The 22,854-nt window shown below is 73.3% G+C and carries 27 protein-coding genes; 14 read left to right on the top strand and 13 right to left on the bottom strand.

Annotated elements, in window-relative coordinates:
• Nucleotides 1-22: 22 nt before the first annotated feature.
• Nucleotides 23-562 (bottom strand): MOSC domain-containing protein, encoded by a 540-nt coding sequence (locus BLV05_RS18040; protein ID WP_046770575.1) that lies wholly within the window; start codon nucleotides 560-562, stop codon nucleotides 23-25.
• Nucleotides 562-1,095 carry a PPOX class F420-dependent oxidoreductase gene (locus BLV05_RS18035; RefSeq protein WP_046770576.1) on the bottom strand — a complete coding sequence of 178 codons (534 nt, stop codon included), beginning with the start codon at nucleotides 1,093-1,095 and terminating at the stop codon, nucleotides 562-564. Before BLV05_RS18035 ends, BLV05_RS18040 begins: the two co-directional genes overlap by 1 nt.
• A gap of 35 nt (nucleotides 1,096-1,130) precedes the next feature.
• On the opposite strand from BLV05_RS18035, the gene BLV05_RS18030 reads away from it, so the two are divergent.
• Nucleotides 1,131-1,979, top strand: a complete 849-nt coding sequence (locus BLV05_RS18030) for a TIGR03619 family F420-dependent LLM class oxidoreductase (protein WP_046770577.1) — start codon at nucleotides 1,131-1,133, stop codon at nucleotides 1,977-1,979.
• A gap of 4 nt (nucleotides 1,980-1,983) precedes the next feature.
• On the opposite strand, the gene vapC is transcribed toward BLV05_RS18030, so the two are convergent.
• The 6 genes from vapC to infC form a co-directional block, all read right to left on the bottom strand.
• On the bottom strand, nucleotides 1,984-2,382 hold the full coding sequence (gene vapC / locus BLV05_RS18025) for a type II toxin-antitoxin system VapC family toxin (RefSeq protein WP_046770578.1): 399 nt from the start codon (nucleotides 2,380-2,382) through the stop codon (nucleotides 1,984-1,986).
• Nucleotides 2,379-2,591, bottom strand: a complete 213-nt coding sequence (locus BLV05_RS18020; protein WP_197683190.1) for a type II toxin-antitoxin system VapB family antitoxin — start codon at nucleotides 2,589-2,591, stop codon at nucleotides 2,379-2,381. The genes vapC and BLV05_RS18020 overlap by 4 nt, the downstream gene beginning before the upstream one ends.
• Nucleotides 2,592-2,606: 15 nt before the next feature.
• Complete coding sequence (locus BLV05_RS18015) at nucleotides 2,607-3,416, bottom strand: TrmH family RNA methyltransferase (protein ID WP_231948549.1); 810 nt, start codon at nucleotides 3,414-3,416, stop codon at nucleotides 2,607-2,609.
• A gap of 134 nt (nucleotides 3,417-3,550) precedes the next feature.
• Entirely contained in the window at nucleotides 3,551-3,937 is a 387-nt protein-coding gene (gene rplT / locus BLV05_RS18010; protein ID WP_046770581.1) for a 50S ribosomal protein L20, read from the bottom strand.
• Between the two features lie 57 nt (nucleotides 3,938-3,994).
• On the bottom strand, nucleotides 3,995-4,189 hold the full coding sequence (rpmI, locus tag BLV05_RS18005; RefSeq protein WP_046770582.1) for a 50S ribosomal protein L35: 195 nt from the start codon (nucleotides 4,187-4,189) through the stop codon (nucleotides 3,995-3,997).
• Between the two features lie 17 nt (nucleotides 4,190-4,206).
• On the bottom strand, nucleotides 4,207-4,887 hold the full coding sequence (gene infC / locus BLV05_RS38405; protein WP_052762771.1) for a translation initiation factor IF-3: 681 nt from the start codon (nucleotides 4,885-4,887) through the stop codon (nucleotides 4,207-4,209).
• Nucleotides 4,888-5,151: 264 nt separating this feature from the next.
• Here infC and BLV05_RS17995 point away from each other — a divergent pair, with 264 nt between their 5' ends.
• Complete coding sequence (locus BLV05_RS17995; RefSeq protein ID WP_046770584.1) at nucleotides 5,152-5,499, top strand: DUF1844 domain-containing protein; 348 nt, start codon at nucleotides 5,152-5,154, stop codon at nucleotides 5,497-5,499.
• A 12-nt stretch (nucleotides 5,500-5,511) separates the two neighbouring features.
• Here BLV05_RS17995 and BLV05_RS36605 read toward each other — a convergent pair whose 3' ends face one another.
• Entirely contained in the window at nucleotides 5,512-6,123 is a 612-nt protein-coding gene (locus tag BLV05_RS36605; RefSeq protein WP_160312777.1) for an SseB family protein, read from the bottom strand.
• 180 nt (nucleotides 6,124-6,303) lie between these two features.
• Here BLV05_RS36605 and pknB point away from each other — a divergent pair, with 180 nt between their 5' ends.
• From pknB to aroF, 3 genes are all read left to right on the top strand, one after another.
• Complete coding sequence (gene pknB / locus BLV05_RS17985; protein WP_046770585.1) at nucleotides 6,304-8,436, top strand: Stk1 family PASTA domain-containing Ser/Thr kinase; 2,133 nt, start codon at nucleotides 6,304-6,306, stop codon at nucleotides 8,434-8,436.
• 27 nt (nucleotides 8,437-8,463) lie between these two features.
• Entirely contained in the window at nucleotides 8,464-9,336 is an 873-nt protein-coding gene (locus tag BLV05_RS17980; protein WP_046770586.1) for a deoxyribonuclease IV, read from the top strand.
• 119 nt (nucleotides 9,337-9,455) lie between these two features.
• Nucleotides 9,456-10,511 (top strand): 3-deoxy-7-phosphoheptulonate synthase, encoded by a 1,056-nt coding sequence (gene aroF, locus BLV05_RS17975; protein ID WP_046770587.1) that lies wholly within the window; start codon nucleotides 9,456-9,458, stop codon nucleotides 10,509-10,511.
• Nucleotides 10,512-10,536: 25 nt separating this feature from the next.
• Here the strand turns inward: aroF and BLV05_RS17970 are convergent, their stop codons facing one another.
• Nucleotides 10,537-11,445: a sulfite exporter TauE/SafE family protein gene (locus tag BLV05_RS17970; RefSeq protein WP_046770588.1), complete on the bottom strand. Its 909-nt coding sequence runs from the start codon at nucleotides 11,443-11,445 to the stop codon at nucleotides 10,537-10,539.
• A gap of 231 nt (nucleotides 11,446-11,676) precedes the next feature.
• Nucleotides 11,677-12,699, bottom strand: coding sequence for a threonine aldolase family protein (locus tag BLV05_RS17965; protein ID WP_046770686.1), 1,023 nt, complete (start codon nucleotides 12,697-12,699; stop codon nucleotides 11,677-11,679).
• A 78-nt stretch (nucleotides 12,700-12,777) separates the two neighbouring features.
• On the opposite strand from BLV05_RS17965, the gene BLV05_RS38650 reads away from it, so the two are divergent.
• The 7 genes from BLV05_RS38650 to BLV05_RS17935 all read left to right on the top strand — a co-directional run bounded on the left by BLV05_RS38650 (nucleotide 12,778) and on the right by BLV05_RS17935 (nucleotide 17,524).
• The gene (locus tag BLV05_RS38650; protein ID WP_407717036.1) at nucleotides 12,778-12,849 is read left to right on the top strand and encodes a putative leader peptide; all 72 of its coding nucleotides are present in this window, start codon (nucleotides 12,778-12,780) and stop codon (nucleotides 12,847-12,849) included.
• A gap of 47 nt (nucleotides 12,850-12,896) precedes the next feature.
• Nucleotides 12,897-13,223, top strand: a complete 327-nt coding sequence (locus BLV05_RS36600) for a winged helix-turn-helix domain-containing protein (protein ID WP_082155501.1) — start codon at nucleotides 12,897-12,899, stop codon at nucleotides 13,221-13,223.
• A 109-nt stretch (nucleotides 13,224-13,332) separates the two neighbouring features.
• On the top strand, nucleotides 13,333-14,373 hold the full coding sequence (locus BLV05_RS17955; protein WP_046770589.1) for a sulfate ABC transporter substrate-binding protein: 1,041 nt from the start codon (nucleotides 13,333-13,335) through the stop codon (nucleotides 14,371-14,373).
• Nucleotides 14,370-15,182 (top strand): sulfate ABC transporter permease subunit CysT, encoded by an 813-nt coding sequence (gene cysT / locus BLV05_RS17950; RefSeq protein WP_082155502.1) that lies wholly within the window; start codon nucleotides 14,370-14,372, stop codon nucleotides 15,180-15,182. The genes BLV05_RS17955 and cysT overlap by 4 nt, the downstream gene beginning before the upstream one ends.
• Nucleotides 15,175-16,008 (top strand): sulfate ABC transporter permease, encoded by an 834-nt coding sequence (locus BLV05_RS17945; RefSeq protein WP_046770591.1) that lies wholly within the window; start codon nucleotides 15,175-15,177, stop codon nucleotides 16,006-16,008. The genes cysT and BLV05_RS17945 overlap by 8 nt, the downstream gene beginning before the upstream one ends.
• Complete coding sequence (locus BLV05_RS17940) at nucleotides 16,005-17,012, top strand: sulfate/molybdate ABC transporter ATP-binding protein (RefSeq protein ID WP_046770592.1); 1,008 nt, start codon at nucleotides 16,005-16,007, stop codon at nucleotides 17,010-17,012. Before BLV05_RS17945 ends, BLV05_RS17940 begins: the two co-directional genes overlap by 4 nt.
• Nucleotides 17,009-17,524 (top strand): NAD(P)H-dependent oxidoreductase, encoded by a 516-nt coding sequence (locus BLV05_RS17935; RefSeq protein WP_046770593.1) that lies wholly within the window; start codon nucleotides 17,009-17,011, stop codon nucleotides 17,522-17,524. Before BLV05_RS17940 ends, BLV05_RS17935 begins: the two co-directional genes overlap by 4 nt.
• A gap of 22 nt (nucleotides 17,525-17,546) precedes the next feature.
• Here the strand turns inward: BLV05_RS17935 and BLV05_RS17930 are convergent, their stop codons facing one another.
• A complete protein-coding gene (locus BLV05_RS17930; protein WP_046770594.1) occupies nucleotides 17,547-20,351 on the bottom strand; it encodes an ATP-binding protein in 2,805 nt (934 codons plus the stop codon).
• Between the two features lie 149 nt (nucleotides 20,352-20,500).
• Here BLV05_RS17930 and BLV05_RS17925 point away from each other — a divergent pair, with 149 nt between their 5' ends.
• Nucleotides 20,501-20,842 (top strand): VOC family protein, encoded by a 342-nt coding sequence (locus BLV05_RS17925; RefSeq protein WP_046770595.1) that lies wholly within the window; start codon nucleotides 20,501-20,503, stop codon nucleotides 20,840-20,842.
• A 49-nt stretch (nucleotides 20,843-20,891) separates the two neighbouring features.
• Nucleotides 20,892-21,491 carry a VOC family protein gene (locus BLV05_RS17920; protein WP_046770596.1) on the top strand — a complete coding sequence of 200 codons (600 nt, stop codon included), beginning with the start codon at nucleotides 20,892-20,894 and terminating at the stop codon, nucleotides 21,489-21,491.
• Here BLV05_RS17920 and BLV05_RS17915 read toward each other — a convergent pair.
• Nucleotides 21,488-22,849 (bottom strand): class II 3-deoxy-7-phosphoheptulonate synthase, encoded by a 1,362-nt coding sequence (locus BLV05_RS17915; protein ID WP_231948548.1) that lies wholly within the window; start codon nucleotides 22,847-22,849, stop codon nucleotides 21,488-21,490. The two genes, BLV05_RS17920 and BLV05_RS17915, sit on opposite strands and share 4 nt — an antisense overlap.
• Between the last annotated feature and the right edge of the window lie 5 nt (nucleotides 22,850-22,854).

Genomic DNA, 22,854 nt, shown 5'->3' with positions numbered 1-22,854 from the left:
CGCGAGTCTACGCGGACGTCGGTCACACCGGGGCGAGCGGGCGGTGCGGCTCGGGCGGCGGCTCGACGGCGATCGCGTCACCCGGCCGCACCTCGCCGCCCACCAGCACGATCGCCATCACCCCGGCCTTGCGGACGATCTCACCGTCTGCGTCGCGTCCGACGACCTGCTTGAGCACGCCCGGCTGGAAGTCGTCGATCTGGTGGCACGGGTTGCGCAGCCCGGTGACCTCGACGACCGCCTCGGCACCCAGCCGCAGCCGGGTCCCCGCCGGCAGGCCGAGCAGGTCGACGCCGCGGGTGGTGACGTTCTCGCCCAGCTGCCCGGGGCCGACGGTGTGCCCGGCGGCGGCCAGCTCGTCGTGCAGTTCGGCGTGCATGAGGTGCACCTGCCGCAGGTTCGGCGCGTCCGGGTCACGCTGCAGCCGGGACAGGTGCTGCACCGTCGTCCCGAGGTGCGCGTCGCCCTCGACGCCGAGGCCGGCCAGCAGCCGGATCGCGGCCAGGGCCGGCTTGCTGAAGCTGTGCGTGGGACTGGAGCTGACGGCGGTGACCTGCGCCATCAGTGCTCGTGGCCGTCCTGGTCGTCGTGACCGTGCCCGTGGCCGTGGCCGTGGTCACCGTCGGGGTCGCCGTCGGGGTCGAGGTGCGGCGGGAAGCCCCCGGTCGCGATCGGGCCCCACCGCTGCGGCGTGATGCGCAGCAGCGACTTGCCCTGCCGGTGCATGGCCTCGCGGTAGCCGTCCCAGTCCTCGTGCTCGCCGGCGACGTTGCGGTAGTACTCGACCAGCGGCTCGACGGAGTCGGGCAGGTCGATGATCTCGGCCAGGCCGTCGACCTGCACCCACGCGCCGCCGAAGTCGTCGGACAGGACGACGATGCTGGCCTGCGGGCGGTGCCGGACGTTCTGCGCCTTCGCGCGGTCCGGGTAGGTGGAGACGACGATGCGGCCGGAGTCGTCGACGCCGCAGGTGACCGGCGAGGCCTGCGGGCCGCCGTCGCCGCGGATGGTGATGACGATGCCGCGGTGGCGCGGCCGGACGAACTCGAGCAGCCCGGCGAGGTCGACGGTGGTGTTCGTGGCGATGTTCGGCATGAGGCCACTTTAGGGTGCTTGCGTAGGGTCGGAGCATGCTCGCACCCCTCACCGACCCCACCGAACTGCGGGTCGTCCTGCCCGACGAGTCGCCCGCCATGGAGCCCGGCCGGCTGGCCGGCCTCGCCGTCCAGGCCGAACGGCTCGGCTACGGCGCCGTCCTGCTGCCCGACCACCTGCTGCCGCCCGAGCCGTATGGCGCGGCGTTCGGCGGCGTCTACGAGCCGCTGACCACGCTGGCGTACCTCGCGGCCGCCACGCAGCGGCTGCGGCTGGGCACGTCGGTGCTGGTGCTGTCGCTGCGCGACCCGTTCCTCGTCGCCAAGCAGGCCGCGACGGTGCACCGGCTGTCCGGCGGGCGGCTGCTGCTCGCCGTCGGGGCCGGGTGGGTGCGCACCGAGTTCGACGCCGTCGGCGCCGACTACGCCGGCCGCGGCCGTTACGTCGAGGACGCGGTGCGGGTGATGCGGGCGCTGTTCGACGGCGCGACCTCGTACGACGGCCCTCGGTTCGGGTTCGAGCGCGGCGTGTTCGAGCCGCGGCCGCTGACCCCGCTGCCGATCGCGGTGGGCGGCACCACCGACGCCGCGCTGAACCGGGTCGCCGCGGTGGCCGACGAGTGGCACGCCTTCGCCCTCGACGCGGACGGGTTCGCGTCGCGGCTGGCCCGGCTGCGGGCACTGCGCGACGACGGGCCGCTGGCCGGGCGGCCGCTGCGCGCGGGCACCCGCATCGAGTGGGCCGGCGGGCGGGACGAGCTGGCCGCGGCCGTCGAGTCGGTCCAGAAGCTCGCGGCGGCCGGCGCCGACTCCGTCGCCGTCTGGTTCGGCGACCACGAGGGCTTCGGCGATCGGATGGACGAGTTCGCCGCCGCGTTCAGCTGAGGGGTCAGACCGGGTGCGCCCGCAGCGGCAGGCAGTCGGCGATGGCGCCGTAGTCGGCGTCCTTGTGCAGCAGCGCAACGTCATGCCGCAGGGCGACGGCCGCAATCAGGCAGTCGACGAGACTGCGCACGGTCCGGCCCTGACGGCGCACCGCCAGGTAGATCGCCGATGCCTGCCTGAAGTCCAGCCTCGGGTCGACACCCAGCACCGGCAGTCCGTTCGTGAGCCTCTCCAACGCGTCGGCGCGCGCGGGTGTATCGGCGCCGGCGAGCAGCTCCATGATCACCGGCTCGGTCGTGCACACCTCGGCGCCTCGCTGGATCAGAGCCGTGAGCTCCCTGGCCGCCGGTGTATCAGCCGCCCGGAGGTAGTCGATCCAGGCCGATGTGTCGACGAGGATCATCCGGTCGCAGCGGAGTCGGCCGACCGCAGCTCGTCCAGATCGGCGCCCCAACCGACGCCGCGCAGCCCCAGCAGGAAGTCCTTCGTCAACGGCACGCCGACGAGACGGCGCAAAGCGAGATCGACCGCCTCACGTTTGGTCGCCACTCCGTAGCGCCGCATGACCTCGTCGACGAGCTCGTCGTCGAGATCGATGTTGGTGCGTGTCATACACCAACCATACACCTAGCGGGTGGCGCGGCGGCGGGCCCGGGCGGAGCCGTACAGGCAGACGGCGGCGGCGGTGGCGAGGTTGAGGCTCTCGGCGCGGCCGTAGATCGGGACCCGCACGACGTGGTCGGCCAGCGCGCCGACCTCGGCGGGCAGGCCCCATGCCTCGTTGCCGAACAGCCACGCGACCGGCCCGGCGAGCAGGCCGTCGTCCTCGGCCTGGTCGAGGTCGAGCGAGCCGGCGCCGTCGGCCGCGAGCACCGTCAGCCCGCGCTCGCGCAGCGCCGCCACCGCGTTCGCCGCCGGCACCCCGGACACGACCGGCAGGTGGAAGACGCTGCCGGCCGACGCGCGCACCGCCTTGCCGCCCTGCGGGTCGGCCGAGCCGTGGGTGAGCACGACGGCGTCGGCGCCTGCCGCGTCGGCGCAGCGGACGACCGTGCCGGCGTTGCCGGGGTCGCGGGCCTCGGCGAGGACGGCGACCAGCCGCGGCTCGCCGGCCAGCGCGTCGGTCAGGTCCACCGTCAGCGACCGGCACACCGCGACCAGGCCTTGCGGCGTCACCGTCTCCGACAGCGCGGCCAGGGCGGCGTCGTCGGCCGCGTGCACCGGGACGCCGGCGCCCTCGGCGGCCGCCACGATCGGCGCCCACCGCGCCGCCGCCGTCGTCGTCGCGAACAGCTCGACCACCCGGCCGGGTCCGGCGGCGACCGCCTCACGGACCGCCTGCGGGCCCTCGGCGAGGAACAACCCGGCCTTCTCGCGGGCCGCCCGGCGCAGCAGCTTGTGCGCCTCGCGCACCCGCCCGGACCGTTCGGTCAGCATCGGGTCCTTCCACCCCACCTTCCGGTGATCATGTTCCCTGGCGGTCACCCTGCGACCGCCAGAGGACATCATCACCGGAACACGCGAAGACCGGGCCTACCTGCGCAGGCCCGGTCTCACGAACGAACGGACGCTCAGGCCGCTTCGGCCGGGGCGTTGCGGTCGGCCGGCAGCGCGGCGCGGGCGACCTCGACCAGGGCCCTGAAGGCGGCCGGGTCGTTGACGGCGAGGTCGGCCAGCATCTTACGGTCGACGTCGACCTCGGCCAGGCGCAGACCCTGGATGAAGCGGTTGTACGTCAGGCCCTCGGCCCGGGACGCGGCGTTGATGCGCGTGATCCACAGCTGCCGGAAGTCGCCCTTGCGCTGCTTGCGGTCGCGGTAGGCGTAGACGAGCGAGTGGGTGACCTGCTCCTTCGCCTTCCGGTACATCCGGGAGCGCTGACCCCGGTAGCCGCTGGCCCGCTCGAGGGTCTGACGGCGCTTCTTGTGGGCGTTGGCCGCCCGCTTGACGCGTGCCACTGGTACTCCTTGCTAGTTCGGCCGATCGGGCCGAGAGGTTGACTGGACGGTCGCCGCTTACTTGCCGAGCAGCTTCTTGATGCGGCCCCGGTCCGACTTGGCCACCTCGGTGGTGCCGGCGAGCTTGCGGGTCAGCGAGGAGGGCTTGTGCTCCAGGTAGTGGCGACGGTTCGCCTTCTGGCGCAGCACCTTCCCGCTCCCGGTGATCCGGAACCGCTTGCTCGTGCCGCTGTGCGTCTTGTTCTTCGGCATGGCGCCGTCTGCTCCTCTTAGTCTTCGTTGTCGGGGGTGGGCCGGACGACCTCGGGCCGGTCGGCCTTCTCGGCCTCGGCCGCCGCCCGGCTCGCCGCGCGCTCGACCCTCTCGGCCTCTTCGTCGGCGTCCCGCTGCGCCTGCCGCTCGACCTTCGCCGCTTCCTTCTCGGCCTTGGCGTCGGCCTTCTTCCGGTGCGGCCCCAACACCATGATCATGTTGCGGCCGTCCTGCTTCGGCGACGACTCGACGAAGCCAAGCTCGGTGACGTCCTCGGCCAGCTTCTGCAGCAGCCGGAAGCCGAGCTCCGGCCGCGACTGCTCACGGCCGCGGAACATGATGGTGACCTTGACCTTGTCACCCTCGGCCAGGAAGCGCTCGACAGCCCGCTTCTTGGTCTCGTAGTCGTGCTTGTCGATCTTGGGCCGGAGCTTCTGCTCCTTGATCAGGACGTGGGACTGGTTGCGCCGGGCCGCCCGTTCCTTCATGGCGGACTCGTACTTGAACTTCCCGTAGTCCATGAGCCTGGTCACCGGCGGACGGGCGCCGGGTGCGACCTCGACCAGGTCGAGGTCGGCTTCCGCGGCGAGCCTCAGGGCGTCCTCTATGCGGACGATGCCGACCTGCTCACCGTTGGGGCCGACGAGCCGGACCTCCGAAGCGCGGATCCGGTCGTTGATGCGGGGCTCTGTGCTGATGCCTTCCTCCTGAAATCGACGGGGTGGTCCTCGACCACGCCGCGGAAACACGAATGGCCTCCGCGAACGTGCTCGCAGAGGCCAACCCATCGGCGTCGCGGCTCAATCCTGCGAACCACGACTACAAGGGCGCCCTAGGGACGCCCTGACCAGGGAACCCGACGATCTCGGCGATCGTTGCGGGTGGGAGAGGTCTCCGCTTGCTGGCCGTCGTTCCCGAGGTCTCGAGTCAGACGGTCCGGTCGGTGTGAGAGCCTACCATGAATGAGCATGCCAGATCACATCGCCGCCGAGGCCGGTCGCGACATCGCCGAGGTCCCGGCCGTCGAGGTCATCTCCACCGCCGCCGTGCACCTGATGAGCGCGGCCGCCGTCCATCTCGGACTGGCCGAGGACCTGCCCGAGCATCGCGATCTGGACGAGGCGCGGTCGCTGATCGAGGCGCTGGCCGGGCTGATCACCGCCGCAGCTCCTTCCTTGGGGACGCACCATGCCGGGCCGTTGCGGGATGGGTTGAAGACGCTCCAGCTGGCCTTCCGCGAGGCGTCGCCCATGCCCGATGCCGTGGGTGAGGGACCTGGCGAGAAGTACACGGGGCCCGTCTACTCCTAGTCCGCGCGAGTGTCAGCCGCTGAAGGCGCGGCGGACCCGGCGGCGAACACGGCGCCAGACGCGGCCACCGGTGCGGCGGACCCCCGCACCGGCCACCGAGCGGGCGGAGGCGGCCGCAGCCGCGGCCTTGACCGTCGGCTCGGCCTGCTCGACGCCGGGCCAGGTGCCGAGCGGACGCCAGCCGGAGGCCAGCGAGCGCAGGTCGGGTGCGTCGACGGCGAACATGATGGGCCCGGCGAGGTCGATGACGAGGGCCTCGGCACCGTCGGCCAGAGCGGCCTCGACGGCGCTGCGGGTGGGCACCGGCGACGGACGGGCGGCCGGGTTCCAGCGCTGCAGCGACTCGACGCAGGTGAAGGCGAGCAGTCCGCGGCGGCCGTCGCGGCCGGTCGTGAGGACCGTCGCCATGGCGGTCTCCTTCTCCATCCCCGTGGCGTCGACCGACTCGGCGACCGCGACCACCGGGATCAGCAGCCGGCCGGCGGCCAGCGCCGCGAGCACGTCGGCGGAACCGCCCTCGCCCCGCTCGTACGCGGCCAGCGCGGCCACGATGCGGGGGTCGGCCGAGCCGTCGTCGTCGCCGAAGGGCGTGGACGGCACGCGGCGTGGAGGCACAGCGGTCACGGGCGGCGACCCTAGCCCGCCGATGGCCCCAGCGCCATCCGACTGCGGGTATTGGTCCGCGCCAATAGCCGCAACGCCGACAAATCGGGCGATGGTGAACGAGCAGCGACGTTCCGGGCGGGGCAGGTCGGCGGACGGTGTCGATCGGCCGGGGCCCTCAGGTGAACGTACACTCCCCCCGTGGACCTCTCCGTCTCCGATGCACCGGTGGGCCGTCTTCTCGACGGACGCTACCGGATCGAGGCGCTTCTGGCGCGCGGCGGGATGGCGACGGTCTACAAGGCCACCGACACCCGCCTGGACCGCGCGGTCGCGCTGAAGATCATGCATGCGGAGCTGGCCGCCGACGACGACTTCGTGGCCCGGTTCATCAACGAGGCGCGCGCCGTCGCGCAGCTGTCCGACCCCAACGTCGTCAACGTGTTCGACCAGGGCGAGGACGACGGCGCCGTCTACCTGGCCATGGAGTACATCCACGGCCGGACGTTGCGCGACGTCCTGCACGAGCGGGGACGGCTGGGTGCCGACCTCGCACTCGAGGTGGCCGAGTCGGTGCTGTCGGCGCTGGCCGCGGCGCACCGGGCCGGCATCGTGCACCGCGACGTGAAGCCCGAGAACGTGCTGGTCGGCAACGACGGACGGGTCAAGGTCGCCGACTTCGGGCTGGCCCGGGCCAACAGCACCTCGTCGAAGACCACCCGCGGCCTACTCGGCACCGTCAGCTACATCTCCCCCGAGCAGGCGCTCGGCGAGCGGGCCACACCACGCTCCGACGTCTACTCGGCGGGCATCATGCTCTATGAGCTGCTCACCGGGAAGACGCCGCACGAGGGGCCGACCGACTTCGTGGTCGTGCGCAGCCACATCGACGACGACGTCCCGCCGCCATCCGAGGCGGTCCCGCTGCCCCCGGCGGTCGACGACCTCGTGCTGACGGCGACGGCGCGCGAGCCGCGGAAGCGCTACGCCGACGCCGACGCGTTCCTGGCCGCGATCCGGTCCACCCGGGCCGCCATCGTCGGCGTCCCGCTGCCCGAGCCCGAGGACGATCCCGACCTCACCGAGGTGCACGCCGAGCCGCGCGACTCCGCGGGCGTCTCGCTCGACGAGGCGCTGGCCGGCACCGTGCTCGCCGGCCAGGTCGGCCGCGTGAACGACGTCGAGCCGCGCCGGCCGGCCGCCGAGCCGGACGAAGACGAGGACGAGACCGGCGACGACGTGGCGCAGGCCGACGCCCGGTGGGACGGCGAGGAGAGCCGGCCGGGCTCGACGCGCCGCATCGACGCGCCGCTGTCGATCCGGTTCACCGAGGACGAGACCGAGGACGGCGAGAAGGCGCCGCCGCCCGGCTCGCGTGCCGCCCGGCAGGCCGAGGCGCGCGCCCGGGCGACCAGCCACCGCCGGACCGAGCAGACCCGCGGCCGCCGCGGCCTCTACCTGTTCCTGTTCGTGCTGCTCCTGGCCATCGGCGTCGCGACCGCGGCGTGGTGGTACGGGTCCGGACGGTGGGAGTCGACGCCGTCGCTGCTCGACCTCACCGCCGAGCAGGCCGAGACGCGGGCCGAGGACTCCGGGTTCGACGCGGTCAGCGGCGGCGAGGAGTTCTCCGAGACGGTCGAGGCCGGCCTGGTCCTGCGCACCGAGCCCGGGCCCGGCGAGCGGCTGCTCGGCGGCAGCGAGATCACCTATGTGCTCTCGCGCGGACCGGAGCGGTACGTGGTCCCGGAGCTGGTCGGGCAGACCGTCGCCCAGGCGAACGAGCTGGCCGAGCCGCTGGCGATGACCGTCACCGTCGAGGAGGAGGTCTTCCACGACGAGGTCGAGGCCGGCCTGATCCTGACGCAGAGCGTCGAGGCGGGCGAGGAGGTGCGCCGCGACACCGAGGTCGTGGTCACCGTCAGCCGCGGGCAGGAGCCGCTGGACATCGAGGATTTCACCGGCCAGCCGGCCGACCAGGCGCAGGCGGCGCTCGCCGAGGCCGGATTCCGAGTCGTGACCGAGGAACAGAACTCCGACGACGTCGAGGCGGGCGTCGTCATCTCGCAGGACCCCGCGAGCGGCACCGGTTTCCGTAACGACGAGATCACGATCGTCGTGTCGAGCGGACCGGAATTGATCGAGGTTCCGAATGTGCGCGGCGAAAGAGTGGAAAGGGCGGAGGAAATCCTCCGCGAAGCCGGCTTCGAGGTCGAGGTCGAGGACCTCTTCCCGGAGTTCGGCAGCGACGGCCGCGGCGACCGCGTCCAGAACCAGGAACCCGCGGCCGGCGAGCAGGCGCCGCGCGGTTCCACCGTCCGCATCATCATCTTCTGACCCGGCTCCGGCCGACCGAGGACGCTCGTGACCGACGCGCTCGCCCAGCTGGGCACCCACCTCCCGGCCGCCGGCAAACCGGCCACCGTGCCCGAACGCGCCGCCGGCATGGGCGCGTCGTCGGTGCAGGTGTTCCTCGGCAACCCGCGCGGCTGGGCGATGACCCCCGGCGACCCGGACGCCGACGCGGCCTTCCGCGCCGCCGCTCAGCAGCACGGCCTGACCGTCCTCGTGCACGCCGCCTACCTGGTCAACCTCGGCAGCCCGGTGCCCGAGACGGCGCGCCGCTCGGCCGCCGCGCTGGCCCACTCGCTGCGCCGGGCCCGCGAGGTCGGCGCGGCCGGCGTCGTCGTCCACACCGGTTCCTGCGTGACGGCGGGCAGCCGCGACGACGCGATGCGGCAGGTCCGCGAGCTGCTGCTGCCGCTGCTCGACGGGCTGGACGACGCGCCCGGCGGGCCGCAGCTGCTGCTCGAGCCGACCGCCGGCCAGGGCCAGTCGCTGTGCGCGACGATCGACGACCTCGAGGCGTACCTCGCCGCGCTCGACCACCACCCGCAGGCCCGGGTCTGCCTCGACACCTGCCACCTGTACGCGGCCGGGCACGACCTCGCCGCGCCGGGCGGCATGACGGCGATGCTGGACCGGTTCGCCGACGTCGCCGGCGCGGACCGGCTGGCGGCCGTCCACGCGAACGACTCGATGGACGTCTGCGGCTCGTTCCGCGACCGCCACCAGCGCATCGGCAAGGGGCACATCGGCGTCGCCGCGTTCGGCGAGCTGCTGCACCACAAATCGGTCGCCGGATTGCCTGTCGTGCTGGAGACGCCGGGTGGCCCTCCGGCTTATGCCGAAGATCTTTCGCTGCTGAAGGAATTACAACCGAGTTCCCGGAAATAACAACATGAGATGTCAAGTGACCTGATTGTGACCAACTGTCTTACTCTCCGGACAACCCTGCCGAACTAGGCTTTCAGTGCCCTAGTTTCGAGCTGGGGACGAGGCGGGGAGGATGCGTCATGGTGGTCGTCATGTCGCCCGATGCGACGCCGGAACAGGTCGACGCCGTCGTGGCTCGGGTTCGCACCACGGGTGGCGAGGCCTTCGTCAGCCGCGGTGTCCAGCGCACCATCATCGGCCTCGTCGGCGACGTCGACGACTTCCGCGCGCTCAACCTGCGCAGCATGCCGGGCGTCGCCGACGTCATCGCCATCACCACCCCGTACAAGCTGGTGAGCGTCGACCACCAGCCGGCCCGCAGCACCGTCGTCGTGGGCACCGGCACCGGGGCCAGACCGGTGATGATCGGCCCCGACACCTTCACACTCATCGCCGGCCCGTGCGCCGTCGAGTCGCTGGAGCAGACGCTCGAGGCGGCCGAGATGGCCAAGGCGGCCGGCGCCACCATGCTGCGCGGCGGCGCGTTCAAGCCGCGGGCGGCCCCGCGCGAGTTCCAGGGCCTGGGCAAGCTCGGGCTGCACATCCTGGCCGAGGTCCGCGAGGTCACCGGCCTCCCCGTCGTCACCGAGGTCATCGACCCCGCCGACGCCGACCTCGTCGCCGGGTACGCCGACATGCTCCAGGTGGGCGCGCGCAACATGCAGAACACCGCGCTGCTGCAGGCCGTCGGCCGGGCTGGCAAGCCGGTGCTGCTCAAGCGCGGCATCCAGGCCACCGTCGACGAGTGGCTGATGGCGGCCGAGTACGTCGCCCAGCGCGGCAACCTCGACATCGTGCTGTGCGAGCGCGGCATCCGCACGTTCGAGACCGCCACGGCGACGACGCTCGACATCGCGGCCGTGCCGATCGTGCAGCGGCTGTCGCACCTGCCGGTCATCGTCGACCCGTCCCACTCGGCCGGGCGGCGCGACCTCGTGCTGCCGCTGTCGCGGGCGGCCATCGCGGTCGGCGCCGACGGCATCCTCGTCGACGTGCACCCCGATCCCGAGGCGGCGCTGTGCGACGGGCCGCAGGCACTGGCGGGCGCCGACGTCCGCGAGCTGGCGTCGACGCTGCGACGGCTCATCCCGGCGGCCGGGCGTCGCCTCGGCGACCACTCCCCCGTCGGGCTCTGAGCTCCCGACGCGGCCAGCGTCAGCGTCAGCCGACCCGGGCCAGCTCGGGCTCGTCGGCCACGACGGCGCGCTGCTGGCGGACGTGCGCGCGGATCGAGTAGGCCAGCGCCGCCGCCCACACGACGGTGACCACCACGTACACGGCGGCGCGCACCCCGCCCGGCGCGTCGACCCAGTCGCTGCGCAGGATGGTGCGTCCGTTCGTCAGGATGATCATGCCGCCGACGGCCGAGCCGAGCACCCGCGGCGGCACGACCCGCACCAGGTAGGCGGCGATCGGCGCGGCGATGACGCCACCGGCCAGCAGCACGGCCACCCACGCGAAGTCGATGTTCTCGGTGCCCAGCCCGATGAGGAAGCCGACGCTCGCCGCCACGGCGACGATGAACTCGCTGGTGTCGATCGACCCGATCACCTTGCGCGGCTCCAGGCGGCCGCTGGCCAGGATCGCCGGCGTGCCGACCGGGCCCCAGCCACCGCCGCCGGTGGAGTCGACGAACCCGGCGACCAGCCCGAGCGGCGTCAGGAACCGCCGGCCCAGCGGCTTCGGGTCGCGGCGCTCCGGCAGGCCGCGCAGCGTGAACCGGACCAGCAGGTAGATGCCCAGCGCCAGCAGGATCAGCGACATCACCGGCGCGGCGGCATCGGTCGACAGGCTCGACAGGAACGTCGCGCCGGCGAACGCTCCGACCGCGCCGGGCACGCCGATCTTCGCGACGACCTTCCAGTCGACGTTGCCGAAGCGCCAGTGCGACAGGCCCGACACCAGCGTGGTGCCGATCTCGGCGAGGTGGACGGTGGCCGACGCCGCCGCCGGGTTCGCCGTGACGGCGAGGAGCAGCGTGCTGGAGGTGACCCCGTAGGCCATGCCGAGGCTGCCGTCGACGAGCTGGGCGGCGAAACCGACCAGACCCAGAACGACGAGCGTACGCACCCGGCTGCCTCCACTCCCGCCTAACCTGTCAGAACTATAGGAATAGTCGCCTAGGTCGGGATTGTGGTCAACAGATGGACGCCGCCATCTCGCACTCCGGACGCCGCGGTGACGGGCAAGCGCCGTTGATCATGGAGAACGTCGGCTCCCAGAGCGATCCAGAGCCGACCTTCTCCATGATCAACTCGGGCCGGGGCGGAGGGGTGGGGCGCGACGGAGGCGTCGTGGGCGTCAGGGGCGGACGAGGGCCGCCAGGACCCCGGCGGCGCGCTTGGCGTCCTCGGCGGTGACGTCGAGGTGGGTGATGAGCCGCACGAGGCCGGGGCCGACCGTGCCTGTGAGGACGCCCTCGGCGGCCGCCCGCTCGACCAGGCCGGCGGCACGGTCGCCGACGTCGAGGAGGACGACGTTGGTCTCGACCGCGGCGAGGTCGACGACGGCGGGGTCGGCGGCGGCGACGGTCTCGGCGATCAGGCGGGCGTGGGCGTGGTCGTCGGCCAGACGGTCGACGTGGTGGTCGAGGGCGTAGAGGCCGGCCGCGGCCAGGACGCCGGCCTGCCGCCAGCCGGCGCCGAGGCGCTTGCGCCACACCCGCGCCTCCGCCATCGCCGCCGCGGACCCGACGAGCACCGACCCGACCGGCGCGCCCAGTCCCTTGGAGAGGCAGACCGCGACGGTGTCGAACAGGCGGCCGTAGTCAGCCAGCGCGACGCCGGTGGCGACGTGGGCGTTCCAGAGGCGGGCGCCGTCGAGGTGCAGCCGCACGCCGACCGGGTCGACCAGCGCCCGCAGCTCCCGAAGGGCGGCCAGCGGCTGCACCGTCCCACCGGCGAAGTTGTGCGTGTTCTCGACCGCGACCGCCGCCGTCGACACCATGTACGGACCGGCGTCGGGGGTCATCAGGCGGCGGACGGCGTCGAGGTCGACGTGGCCGCGCGGGTCGGACCAGGTGCGAGTGGTGACGCCCTGCCAGGCGGCGTGCGCGCCCAGCTCGGCGCGGACGACGTGCGCCCGCTCTTCGCACAGCAGCTCCTGGCCCGGCGCGACCAGTGACCGCACGCCCAGCACGTTGGCCAGCGACCCGCTGACGGTGAACAGCCCGGCCTCGTGGCCGAGCAGCTCGGCGACCCGCCCCTCGAGCGCGTGCACCGTGGGGTCCTCGCCGTAGACGTCGTCGCCGGTCTCGGCGGTGGACATCGCGGCCAGCATGGCGGCGGTGGGCCGGGTGACGGTGTCGCTGCGCAGGTCGATCACGTCCCACACCCTAATCCCGGGTGACCACCATGCGGATGCGCGGTTGCTTTCCCATCAGATCCATAGGAAATTGGGGACGTGCCCAGGCTGCTGCTCACTCAGCGACGTGCCGTCGATCTGATGCGCGTCGCCAGCCAGCTCTGTCACTGACTCCCGCACCCCAGCACCGCGATCCGCACCCTCCCCGGGAGTCACCCATGTCTTTGTCGTATCCCGTCGAGACCGGCCAGGCGCCGGTCGCCCTCGCGCAGCCGGGGTTCCACCTCGACCACGCCGCCCGCATCGCCGTGGTCGACGGGTGGGCCGTGCCGCTGACCCACCGCGAGTTCGAGCTGCTCGCGTACCTGATCGAGAACCGCCGCCGCGCCGTGACCCGGCCCGAGCTGATCGACCAGGTCTGGCCGCTGGGCACCCGGGCCGGCACCCGCACGGTCGACGTCCACATCCGTCGGCTGCGGGTGAAGCTCGGCCAGCACGGACGGCGGATCCGCACGCTCCGCGGGCACGGCTACCGGCTCGACTGACCAACATTCGAACGAATCCTGCTCAATATGCGAGATCAGCACTATTGACTACTAATCCACCGTGATTACTATGATCCGCCGTTCCACACCATCGATCGAGGGGCACCCGATGAGCACCCGAACCAGAGCAGCAGCGACCGCGATCGTCCTCGCCGGCGTCCTGGCGCTCGCGGCCTGTGGGGGCGACGACGCCGACTCCACGTCCGGCGGCGGCGACGACGAGACGACGCTGTCGATCGTGGGCTTCGCGGTCCCCGAGGCGGCCAACGTCGCCATCGCCGAGGAGTGGAACAAGACCGACGAGGGCGAGGGCGTGCGGTTCCGCAGCTCCTACGGCGCCTCCGGCGACCAGAGCCGGGCGGTCGAGTCCGGCCTCGAGGCCGACTACGTCCACTTCTCCGTCAGCAGCGACGTGACCCGGCTGGTCGACGCCGGCCTGGTGGAGGACACCTGGGACGACGGCCCGACGAAGGGCGTCGTGTCGTCGTCGGTGGTCGTGCTGGCGGTCCGGCCCGGCAACCCGGAGAACATCCAGGACTGGGACGACATCGTCCAGCCGGGCATCGAGATCGTCACGCCGAACCCGGCGTCGTCCGGTGCGGCCCGCTGGAACGCGCTGGCGGCGTGGGGCCACATCGCGGCGAACGGCGGCACCGACGCCGAGGCCGAGGAGTTCGTCCGGCAGGTCTTCGCCAACGTCGTCTCGCTGCCCAACAGCGGCCGCGACGCCACCACCGGCTTCCTCGGCGGCACCGGCGACGTGCTGCTCGCCTACGAGAACGAGGCGATCCTGGCCACCCAGAACGGCGAGGAGCTGGACTGGGTCATCCCGGAGACCACGATCCTCATCGAGAACCCGGGCGCGGTGCTGACCGACGCCGACCCGAAGGCGCAGGAGTGGCTCGACTTCGTGCTCAGCGAGGAGGGCCAGCGGCAGTTCGCGCTGAAGGGCTTCCGCCCGATCATCGACGGCGTCGACACCAGCGGCATCGAGGGCGCGTTGGACCAGGACGACCCGTTCCCCACGCCGGCCCACCTGCTCACCGTCGAGAACGACTTCGAGAGCTGGAGCGCGCTGTCTGACAAGTTCTTCGACGAGGAGAGCGGCATCATCACGCAGATCATCGCCGAGTCCGGGAAGGCTGAGTGAGCTCAGTGCCGGTCACCGCCGGCGGACGGCTCACCCGCACCTCCGGGCTGGGCCTGGGCGTCGCGCTGCTCTGGTTCAGCCTGCTGGTGCTGATCCCGCTGGCGGCGGTGGTGGCGACGGCTGCCGCCGGCGGCTGGGACGGGTTCTGGCGGGCGGTGACGAACGAGCAGACGGCCGCCGCGATCCGGCTCACCGTCGGGACGGCGCTGCTGGTCACCGTCGTCAACGTGGTGATGGGGACGCTGATCGCGTGGGTGCTGGTGCGCGACCGGTTCCCCGGCCAGCGCGCGCTCGAGGTGCTGATCGACGTGCCGTTCGCGCTGCCGACGATCGTGGCCGGGCTGGTGCTGCTGTCCCTCTACGGGCCGGACAGCCCGCTCGGCGTCGACGTCGCCAACACCCGGGCCGCGGTGTTCCTGGCCTTCCTGTTCGTGACGCTGCCGTTCGTGGTCCGGACGGTGCAGCCGGTGCTGGCCGAGCTGGACCGCGAGGTCGAGGAGGCCGCGGCCTCGCTGGGCGCGTCGCGGCTCACCACGTTCCGGCGGATCATCCTGCCGGCGCTGGCCCCGGCGATCGCGGCCGGCGCGGCGCTCTCGTTCGCCCGCGGCGTCAGCGAGTACGGCTCGCTGGTGCTGCTGTCGGGCAACCTGCCGATGCAGACGGAGGTGACGTCGGTGCGGATCCTCAGCAGCATCGAGAACGACAGCCTCGACAACGCGGCGGCGGTCGCGACGGTGCTGCTGGCCATCTCGTTCGCGGTCATCGTCGCGCTCGACGTCATCCAGCGCCGGGTGGGCCGCCGTGGCTGAGCGGCAGCGTCAGCGCCGGCCGGCGCGCGGGCGCGGCCGGTGGGTGGCCCGCACGGTCGTGACGGCGTACCTGGTGCTGCTGGTCGCGTGGCCGCTGTGGCTGGTCGCGCAGCACACCTTCGACGGCGGGCTGGACAACCTGCGCGGCATCCTCGACGACCCCGACGTCGTGCACGCGCTGCGGCTGACCGTCGGCGTCGCGATCGCGTCCGTCGTGCTCAACACGGTGTTCGGCGTCGGCATCTCGCTGCTGATCGTGCGCTACCGGTTCCCCGGCCGGCGGCTGCTGAACTCGCTGCTGGACGTGCCGCTGTCGGTGTCGCCGATCGTGGTCGGGCTGGCGCTGGTGCTGGTCTACGGCGGCCGCTCCGGCTGGTTCGGGCCGGGCCTGGAGGACGCCGGGCTGCAGGTGATCTTCGCGACGCCCGGCATCATCCTGGCGACGACGTTCGTGGCGCTGCCGCTGGTCATCCGCGAGGTCGTGCCCGTCCTGGAGGAGATCGGCACCGAGCAGGAGCAGGCGGCGCAGAGCCTCGGCGCGACGTCGGCGCAGACGTTCCGGCGCATCACCCTGCCGGCGATCCGCTGGGGCGTCACGTACGGCGTCGTGCTCAGCCTGGCCCGGTCGCTGGGCGAGTTCGGCGCCGTCAAGGTCGTCTCCGGCAACGTCCTCGGCGAGACCCGCACGGCCACGCTCGTCGTCGAGGAGAAGTACCTGAACTTCGACCAGGGCGGCGCCTATGCGACCGCGTTCCTGCTCGCCCTGGTCTCCGTCGCCTGCATCGTCGTCGTGTCCGTCATCCGGCCGAAGGAAGAACCCCGATGAGCATCGAGATCACCGGCGTGAGCAAACGCTTCGGCGACTTCGTGGCGCTCGAGGACGTGTCCGTCAGCATTCCGACCGGGCAGCTCACCGCGCTGCTCGGCCCGTCGGGCGGCGGGAAGTCGACGCTGCTGCGGATCATCGCCGGGCTGGAGTACGCCGACACCGGCACCGTCGGCATCGAGGGCCTCGACGCCACCGCCCTGCCCGCCCGCAAGCGCGGCGTCGGCTTCGTCTTCCAGCACTACGCCGCGTTCAAGCACCTCTCCGTCCGCCGGAACGTCGCGTTCGGGCTGGAGATCCGCAAGCGGCCGAAGGACGAGGTCCGCCGCCGGGTCGACGAGCTGCTCGCGCTGGTGCATCTGGAGCAGTTCGCCGACCGGCTGCCGTCGCAGCTCTCCGGCGGTCAGCGGCAGCGGATGGCGCTGGCCCGCGCGCTCGCCGTCGAGCCCAAGGTGCTGCTGCTGGACGAGCCGTTCGGCGCGCTGGACGCGAAGGTCCGCAAGGAGCTGCGCGAGTGGCTGCGCCGCCTGCACGACGAGGTGCACGTGACCACCGTCTTCGTCACCCACGACCAGGAGGAGGCGCTGGAGGTGGCCGACGAGATCGTCGTGATCAACGAGGGCCGGGTCGAGCAGATCGGAACGCCCGACCAGCTCTACGACGAGCCCGCCAACGACTTCGTCATGCGCTTCCTCGGCCCGGTGACGCAGCTCGGCGACCAGCTGGTCCGTCCGCACGACGTCGCGCTGGCACCCGGCGCGGACGACCCGGACGCCGTCGCCGGCCGGGTCGCGCGGGTGGTGCGGGTCGGGTTCGAGGTGCGGGTCGAGGTCAGCACCGGCGAGCAGGTCGTGCTCGCCACCATGACCCGGACGGAGTTCCTCCGCCTGGGTCTCGACGTCGGTGCGACGGTGTCCGTGCGGGTCGTGCCCGGCGCGCCGGTCGTGGCCGCCGGTCCTGGAAGTTCGTCGGTTCGGCCCGGTCTGGAGGTACGTGCGGGATGAGCATCGTGACAGTGGTCGGCAACCCGAGGCCGGGGTCGCGCACCCTGGGTGTGGCGGAGGCGCTGGCGACGGCCGTGGCGGCGCGGTCCGGCGCCGGCGAGGGGCCGGTGTTCGACCTGGCCGGCTTCGGCGGGCAATGGCTCGGCCCGCTGGCGCCGGACGGCGAGGACGCACTGGCAGCTGCCGCCGGGGCGTCGGTGCTGGTCGTGGCGACGCCGACGTACAAGGCCAGCTACACGGGGCTGCTCAAGGCGTTCCTGGACCGGCTGCCCGGCGGCGCGCTGCGCGGGACCGTCGCGGTGCCGGTGACGGTCGCCGCGGCGCCGACGCACCGGTTCGTCGCCGACCTGCAGCTGCGCCCCGTCCTCGCCGAGCTGGGTGCCACCCTGCCGGTGCCGTCGTTCGTCGTGGAAGAGCGGGAGCTGCCGGACCTGCTGCTGCTGGCCGAGCGCTGGGCCGCCGACCACGGCCCGGTCCTCGCCGCGACGGCGGGCGCGCTGGCCGCCGCCTGAGCGACGTCGACGCCGACGCCGCTCAGCGTGCGGTGAGCCCGAGCTCGGCGAGGACGGCGTGTCCGGCCGGCGCGGTGCCGGCGCCGGCCAGGATCAGCGTCCTGGCCCGCTGGTACGGGCAGCCGGCCGCCGCGAACGCGGCGGCGGTGGCGAGCAGGCGCTCGTGGTCGTCGTCGAGGAGGGCGGCGGCCCGGTCGAGCAGCGCGCCGGCGACGGGGTTGCCGCCGACCACCGGGCGCGCGGCGGCCAGCCGGTCGGCGGCGTCGTCGCGGCCGGCCAGCACCGCCGCCTCGGCCCGCAGGGCGACGTGCCAGTGCAGCAGGATCCCGGTGCGCCACGGGCTCGGCTCGCCCTCAGCGGGGTCGAGGACGTCCAGGGCGGCGCCGGCCCGGTCGTCGTGGAGCAGGGCGATCGCGTCGAAGGCGGGGCTGTAGCCGGCGCTGTCCTCGGTGGTCACGCCCAGCTGGTCGAGGACGGCCAGCCACTCGGCCCGGGCGGTGTCGTCGCCGCGCAGCCGGTGGATCATCGCGACCGAAGCGGCCACCGGGCCGAAGCCGCGAGCCGGCGGCCGGCCGGCCGACGCCCAGCCGTCGAGGAACCGGCCGGCGGCGGCGATGACGTCCGTGCCGTGGCCGGCGAGGGCGTCGGCCATGATCAGCCGTGACGTCGCGACGTGACCGGTCCCGGCCAGCGGCGGCAGGTCGCGCAGCTGCCGCCCCCACCGTCGCGCCGCCGGCAGGTCGCCGACGCCGATGCCGGTCGCGGTGGCGATGAGCAGGGCGTCGATCAGCTCGTCGGTGGCGGCGGGTGTGACGGGCACGGCGTCGACCAGGGCGACCCGGCGGCCCGCGGTGGCCGCGGCGGCGAAGGTGTCGCCGGCCCGGCGCTGGGCCGCGGTCAGCGCCTGGAGCGCGGCGCTCTCGGCCACCGGGTCGCCGAGCTCGCGGGCCAGCTGCACGGCCCGCTCCGCGAGGGCGGTCAGCTCCGCCGCCGACGGCTGCGGCCGCTCCCGGTCGGCGAAGAACGCGTAGCCGAGCGCGTCGCACTCGGCGAGGGTCACGGCCGCCCGGGCCGCGAGGTCGTCGCCGGCCAGCTCGCGCGCCCGGGCCAGCAGCGCGGCCTGCTCCTCGCGCGCAGGCCGCTGGGCGAAGGTCCCGGCCTTCCGGTACGAGGTGATGGCCGCCGTGGCGAGGTCGCGGGCCGCGGCCGCCGGGTCGCCGGCGTCGAGGGCGACGTCCGCGGCGGCCCGCCAGAGCCGGTAGGCGTCGTCGCCGAGCATCCGGCATGCGGCCGCGCTCGCGGCGGACCGCAGGGCGCTGGCCGCGCCGGCCGGGTCGCTGGCCAGGGCGGCCGCCTGCTCGTAGCGCAGCTGCGACTCGCCGAGCAGGTTGCGGGTGAAGGCCAGCCGGGCCAGCGTCAGAGCGAGACTGTGCGCACCGGCCCGCCGGCCGGCGTCGTCGGCCGCCCAGCCGAGGGTGGAGCGCAGGTCGTCGGCGACCGCGTCGAACCGGGCCCGCCAGTCACCGATCAGGGGCGACGGGTCGGCGGCCAGCTCCGTGGCCAGTTCAGAGGCCGCGGCCAGGCACCAGTCCAGCTGCCGGGCGCGGGCGGCGTCGAGCTCGCCGGCCGCGGCGAGCTGCTCGGCGCCGTACTGGCGGATGGTCTCCAGCGCCCGGTACCGGGTGCCGCCGGCCGCCGCGGCGACACTCAGCAGATTCTGGTCGGCGAGCCGGGCCAGGCCCTCGACGACCTGGTCCGGCTCCAGCGGCTCGAACCCGGCCACCGTCGTGGCGGCCGCGGCGGTGAACGGCGAGACGAACACCGAGACGCGCCGCAGCAGGACGAGGTCGGGCTCGTCGAGCAGCGCCTGGCTCCACTCCAGCACCGCGCGCACGGAGCGGTGACGGTCGTCGGCCCGGTAGCCGCCCACCAGGAGCCGCAGGTGGTCGGCGAGCCCGGCGACCAGCCCGTCGAACCCCAGGGCGGGCAGCCGGGCGGCGGCGAGCTCGATCGCCAGCGCCACGCCGTCGAGCTTCCGGCACACGTCGGCGACCTGGTCCACCTGGCCGGGCTCGACGGTCCAGCCGACGGCCGCGGCGCGGTCGGCGAACAGGGCGACGGCGTCGGACGTGTCGCCGAGTGACAGCGGCGGCACGGAGTAGACCCGCTCGAACGGCACCATGAGCCGGGCCCTGCTGGTGGCCAGGACGCTCACGGCGGGGCAGCGCGCCAGCAGCCGCTCGACGAACGGCGCCACGCCGCCGGGCAGGTGCTCGCAGTTGTCCAGTACCAGCAGCGCGCGCCGATCGGCCAGGGCGGCCGTCACCGAGTCGTCGATGCCGCGGCCCTGCTGCTCGCCCACGCCGAGCGCCTCCGCCACGGCGGCGCCGACCATCGCGGGATCGGTGACCGGCACGAGGTCGGCGAACCACACGCCGTCGGGGTGGTCGCCGGCCAGGTCCGCGGCGACGGCCAGTGCGAGCCGGGTCTTGCCGACGCCGCCGGGGCCGACGGCGGTGACCAGACGGTGCGCGGCGACGGCCTCGCGCAGTGCACGGCGCTCCTCGGCCCGGCCGATGAACGGGTTCAGGGGCGCGGGCAGCCCGGCCAGCGCCTGACTGGTCCGCTCCTCGTGCGCCGACTCGGCCGCGAGCGCGGCGAGCGCCCGGCGATCGGGCGCGTCGAGCTTGCGCAGCAGCGACGACACGTGCGTCTCGACCGTGCGCACCGAGATGTACAGCTGCGCGGCGATCTCGGCGTTGGTGCGGTGCTCGCCGACCAGCGCCAGGATCTCGGCCTCACGGGCCGAGATCGCCGTCGTCTCCACCCGCTTCGGCACGCCGTCAGTATCGCCGCTGGTGCGGGGCCGGCTACGTGCGGGGTACGTGGTGCTCCCCGTGCTCGGCACGGATGTGGCCGTGGCCGGCTCGGCGGGAGGCTGAGGTCATCGGATCCACCGCAGCGAGGAGGCAGACCATGAGCCAAGGCATCAAGACCATCATCGTCCCGGTCCGGGACCTGGCCGCCGCCAGCGCGCTCTACCGCAGCGTCCTGGGCGTGGCGCCCTACGCCGACGAGCCCTACTACGTCGGCTTCCAGGTCGGCGACCAGGAGATCGGGCTCGACCCGAACGGCCACGACCACGGCATGACCGGCCCCGTCGGCTACTGCCACGTGGCCGACGCCGCCGCGGCCCTGCGCCAGGCCGTCGACGCCGGCTGGCGCACCCGCCAGGGCGTCAAGGACGTCGGCGGCGGGCAGCTGGCCGCCGTCGTCGAGGACCCCAGCGGCAACGTCCTCGGCTTCCTCCAGCGCTGACACCCGAACGAACTCCACCCGAACGAACACCAACCGAAGGGAACCGATCATGACCACCATCGACCACCTCACCCTCGACGTCACCGACACCACCGCCGCCGGCCACTTCTACAAGGCCCTCGGACTGGACGACCGCGTGCGGCTGCGCGCCTCGGACACGCCGGCGAACGGCTTCAGCGGCTTCACGCTGTCGCTCGTGGTGTCCCAGCCGAGCACCGTCGACGCCCTCGTCGGCGCCGCCCTCGAGGCCGGCGCCAGGGTCGTCAAGCCGGCCGCGAAGTCCCTGTGGGGCTACGGCGGCGTCGTCGAGGCCCCGGACGGGACGCTCATCACGGTGGCGTCATCGTCGAAGAAGGACACCGGCCCGGCCACCCTGCAGATCGACGAGCTCGTGCTGCAGCTGGGCGTCGAGGACGTCGCCGCGAGCAAGAAGTTCTACGTCGACCGCGGCCTCACCGTCGGGCGGAGCTTCGGCCGGAAGTACGTCGAGTTCGAGACGGGCGCCGTCAAGCTGACCCTCAACAAGCGGAAGGTCCTCGCGAAGGTCTCCGGCGTCGACCCGGACGGCGACGGCGCGCACCGGCTCCACGTCGCCGGCGAGGCCGGGCCCTGCACCGACCCGGACGGGTTCGCGTGGGAACAGGCCTAGGTCGTCGACTCGAGCAGCTCGGCGACGAGGAAGGCCAGCTCGAGCGACTGCGTGCGGTTGAGCCGCGGGTCGCAGACGGTCTCGTACCGGCTGCCCAGGCCGTCCTCGGCGATGGGGTCGCCGCCGCCGACGCACTCGGTGACGTCGTCGCCGGTCAGCTCGACATGGATTCCGCCGGGGTGGGTACCGAGGGAACGATGCACCTCGAAGAAGCCGCGGACCTCGTCGACGACGTCGTCGAAGCGGCGGGTCTTGTGGCCGCTGGGCGCCTCGTAGGTGTTGCCGTGCATGGGGTCGCAGATCCAGGAGGCGACCAGGCCGTCGGCGGTCGCCTTCTGGATGAGCGCCGGCAGGGCGTCGCGGATCTTGCCGGCGCCCATGCGGGTGACGAACGTCAGGCGGCCCGGCTCGCGGTTCGGGTCGAGCTTCTCGGCCAGCGCCAGCAGCTCGTCCGGCGTCGTGGTCGGGCCGACCTTGACGCCGATCGGGTTGCGGATGCGCGACGCGAACTCCAGATGGGCGCCGTCGAGCTGCCGGGTCCGCTCGCCGATCCACACGTAGTGCCCGGACACGTCGTACGGCGCGCCGGTGCGGGAGTCGATGCGGGTCAGCGCCAGCTCGTAGTCGAGCAGCAGCGCCTCGTGGCTGGAGTACAGCTCGACGGTGCGCAACTGCTCGGTGTCGACGTCGATGGCCCGCATGAACGACAGCGCCTGGTCCAGCCGCCGGGCCAGCCGCTCGTAGCGCTGGCCGGCCGGCGACGTGCGGACGAAGTCGTTGTTCCAGGCGTGCACCTGGTGGAGGTCGGCGAACCCGCCGCCGACGAACGCGCGGGTGAGGTTCAGCGTGGCCGACGACGCGTGGTAGGCGCGGACCATGCGGTGCGGGTCGGGCACCCGGGCGTCGGGCGTGAACTCGAAGTCGTTGACGATGTCGCCACGGAACGCCGGCAGCGTGACGCCGTCGCGGGTCTCGATGGACTTCGACCGCGGCTTGGCGTACTGCCCGGCCAGCCGCCCGATCTTCACCACCGGGACGCTGGCGGCGTAGGTGAGCACGACGGCCATCTGCAGCAGCGTCTTCAGCTTGTTGCGGACGTTGTCGGCGCTGACCCCGGCGAACGTCTCGGCGCAGTCGCCGCCCTGCAGCACGAACGCCTCGCCCCGCGACACCGCGGCCAGCCGCTCGCGCAGCACGTCGCACTCGCCGGCGAACACCAGCGGCGGCATGGCGCGCAGTTGCGCCACGGCGTCCTGGACGGCGCCGGGCTCGGGCCACTCGGGCTGCTGACCGGCCGGCAGCGCGCCGACCGCCTCGGTCAGCTCCGTGTACAGCGCAAGGTCCTCCGGGGAGTTCACACTTG

It is taken from the genome of Jiangella alkaliphila (assembly GCF_900105925.1).
In the GTDB taxonomy this organism is placed as follows: domain Bacteria; phylum Actinomycetota; class Actinomycetes; order Jiangellales; family Jiangellaceae; genus Jiangella; species Jiangella alkaliphila.
The sequence above is the reverse complement of the archived record's forward strand: the minus strand, read 5'-3'. Positions and strand labels throughout refer to the sequence as shown.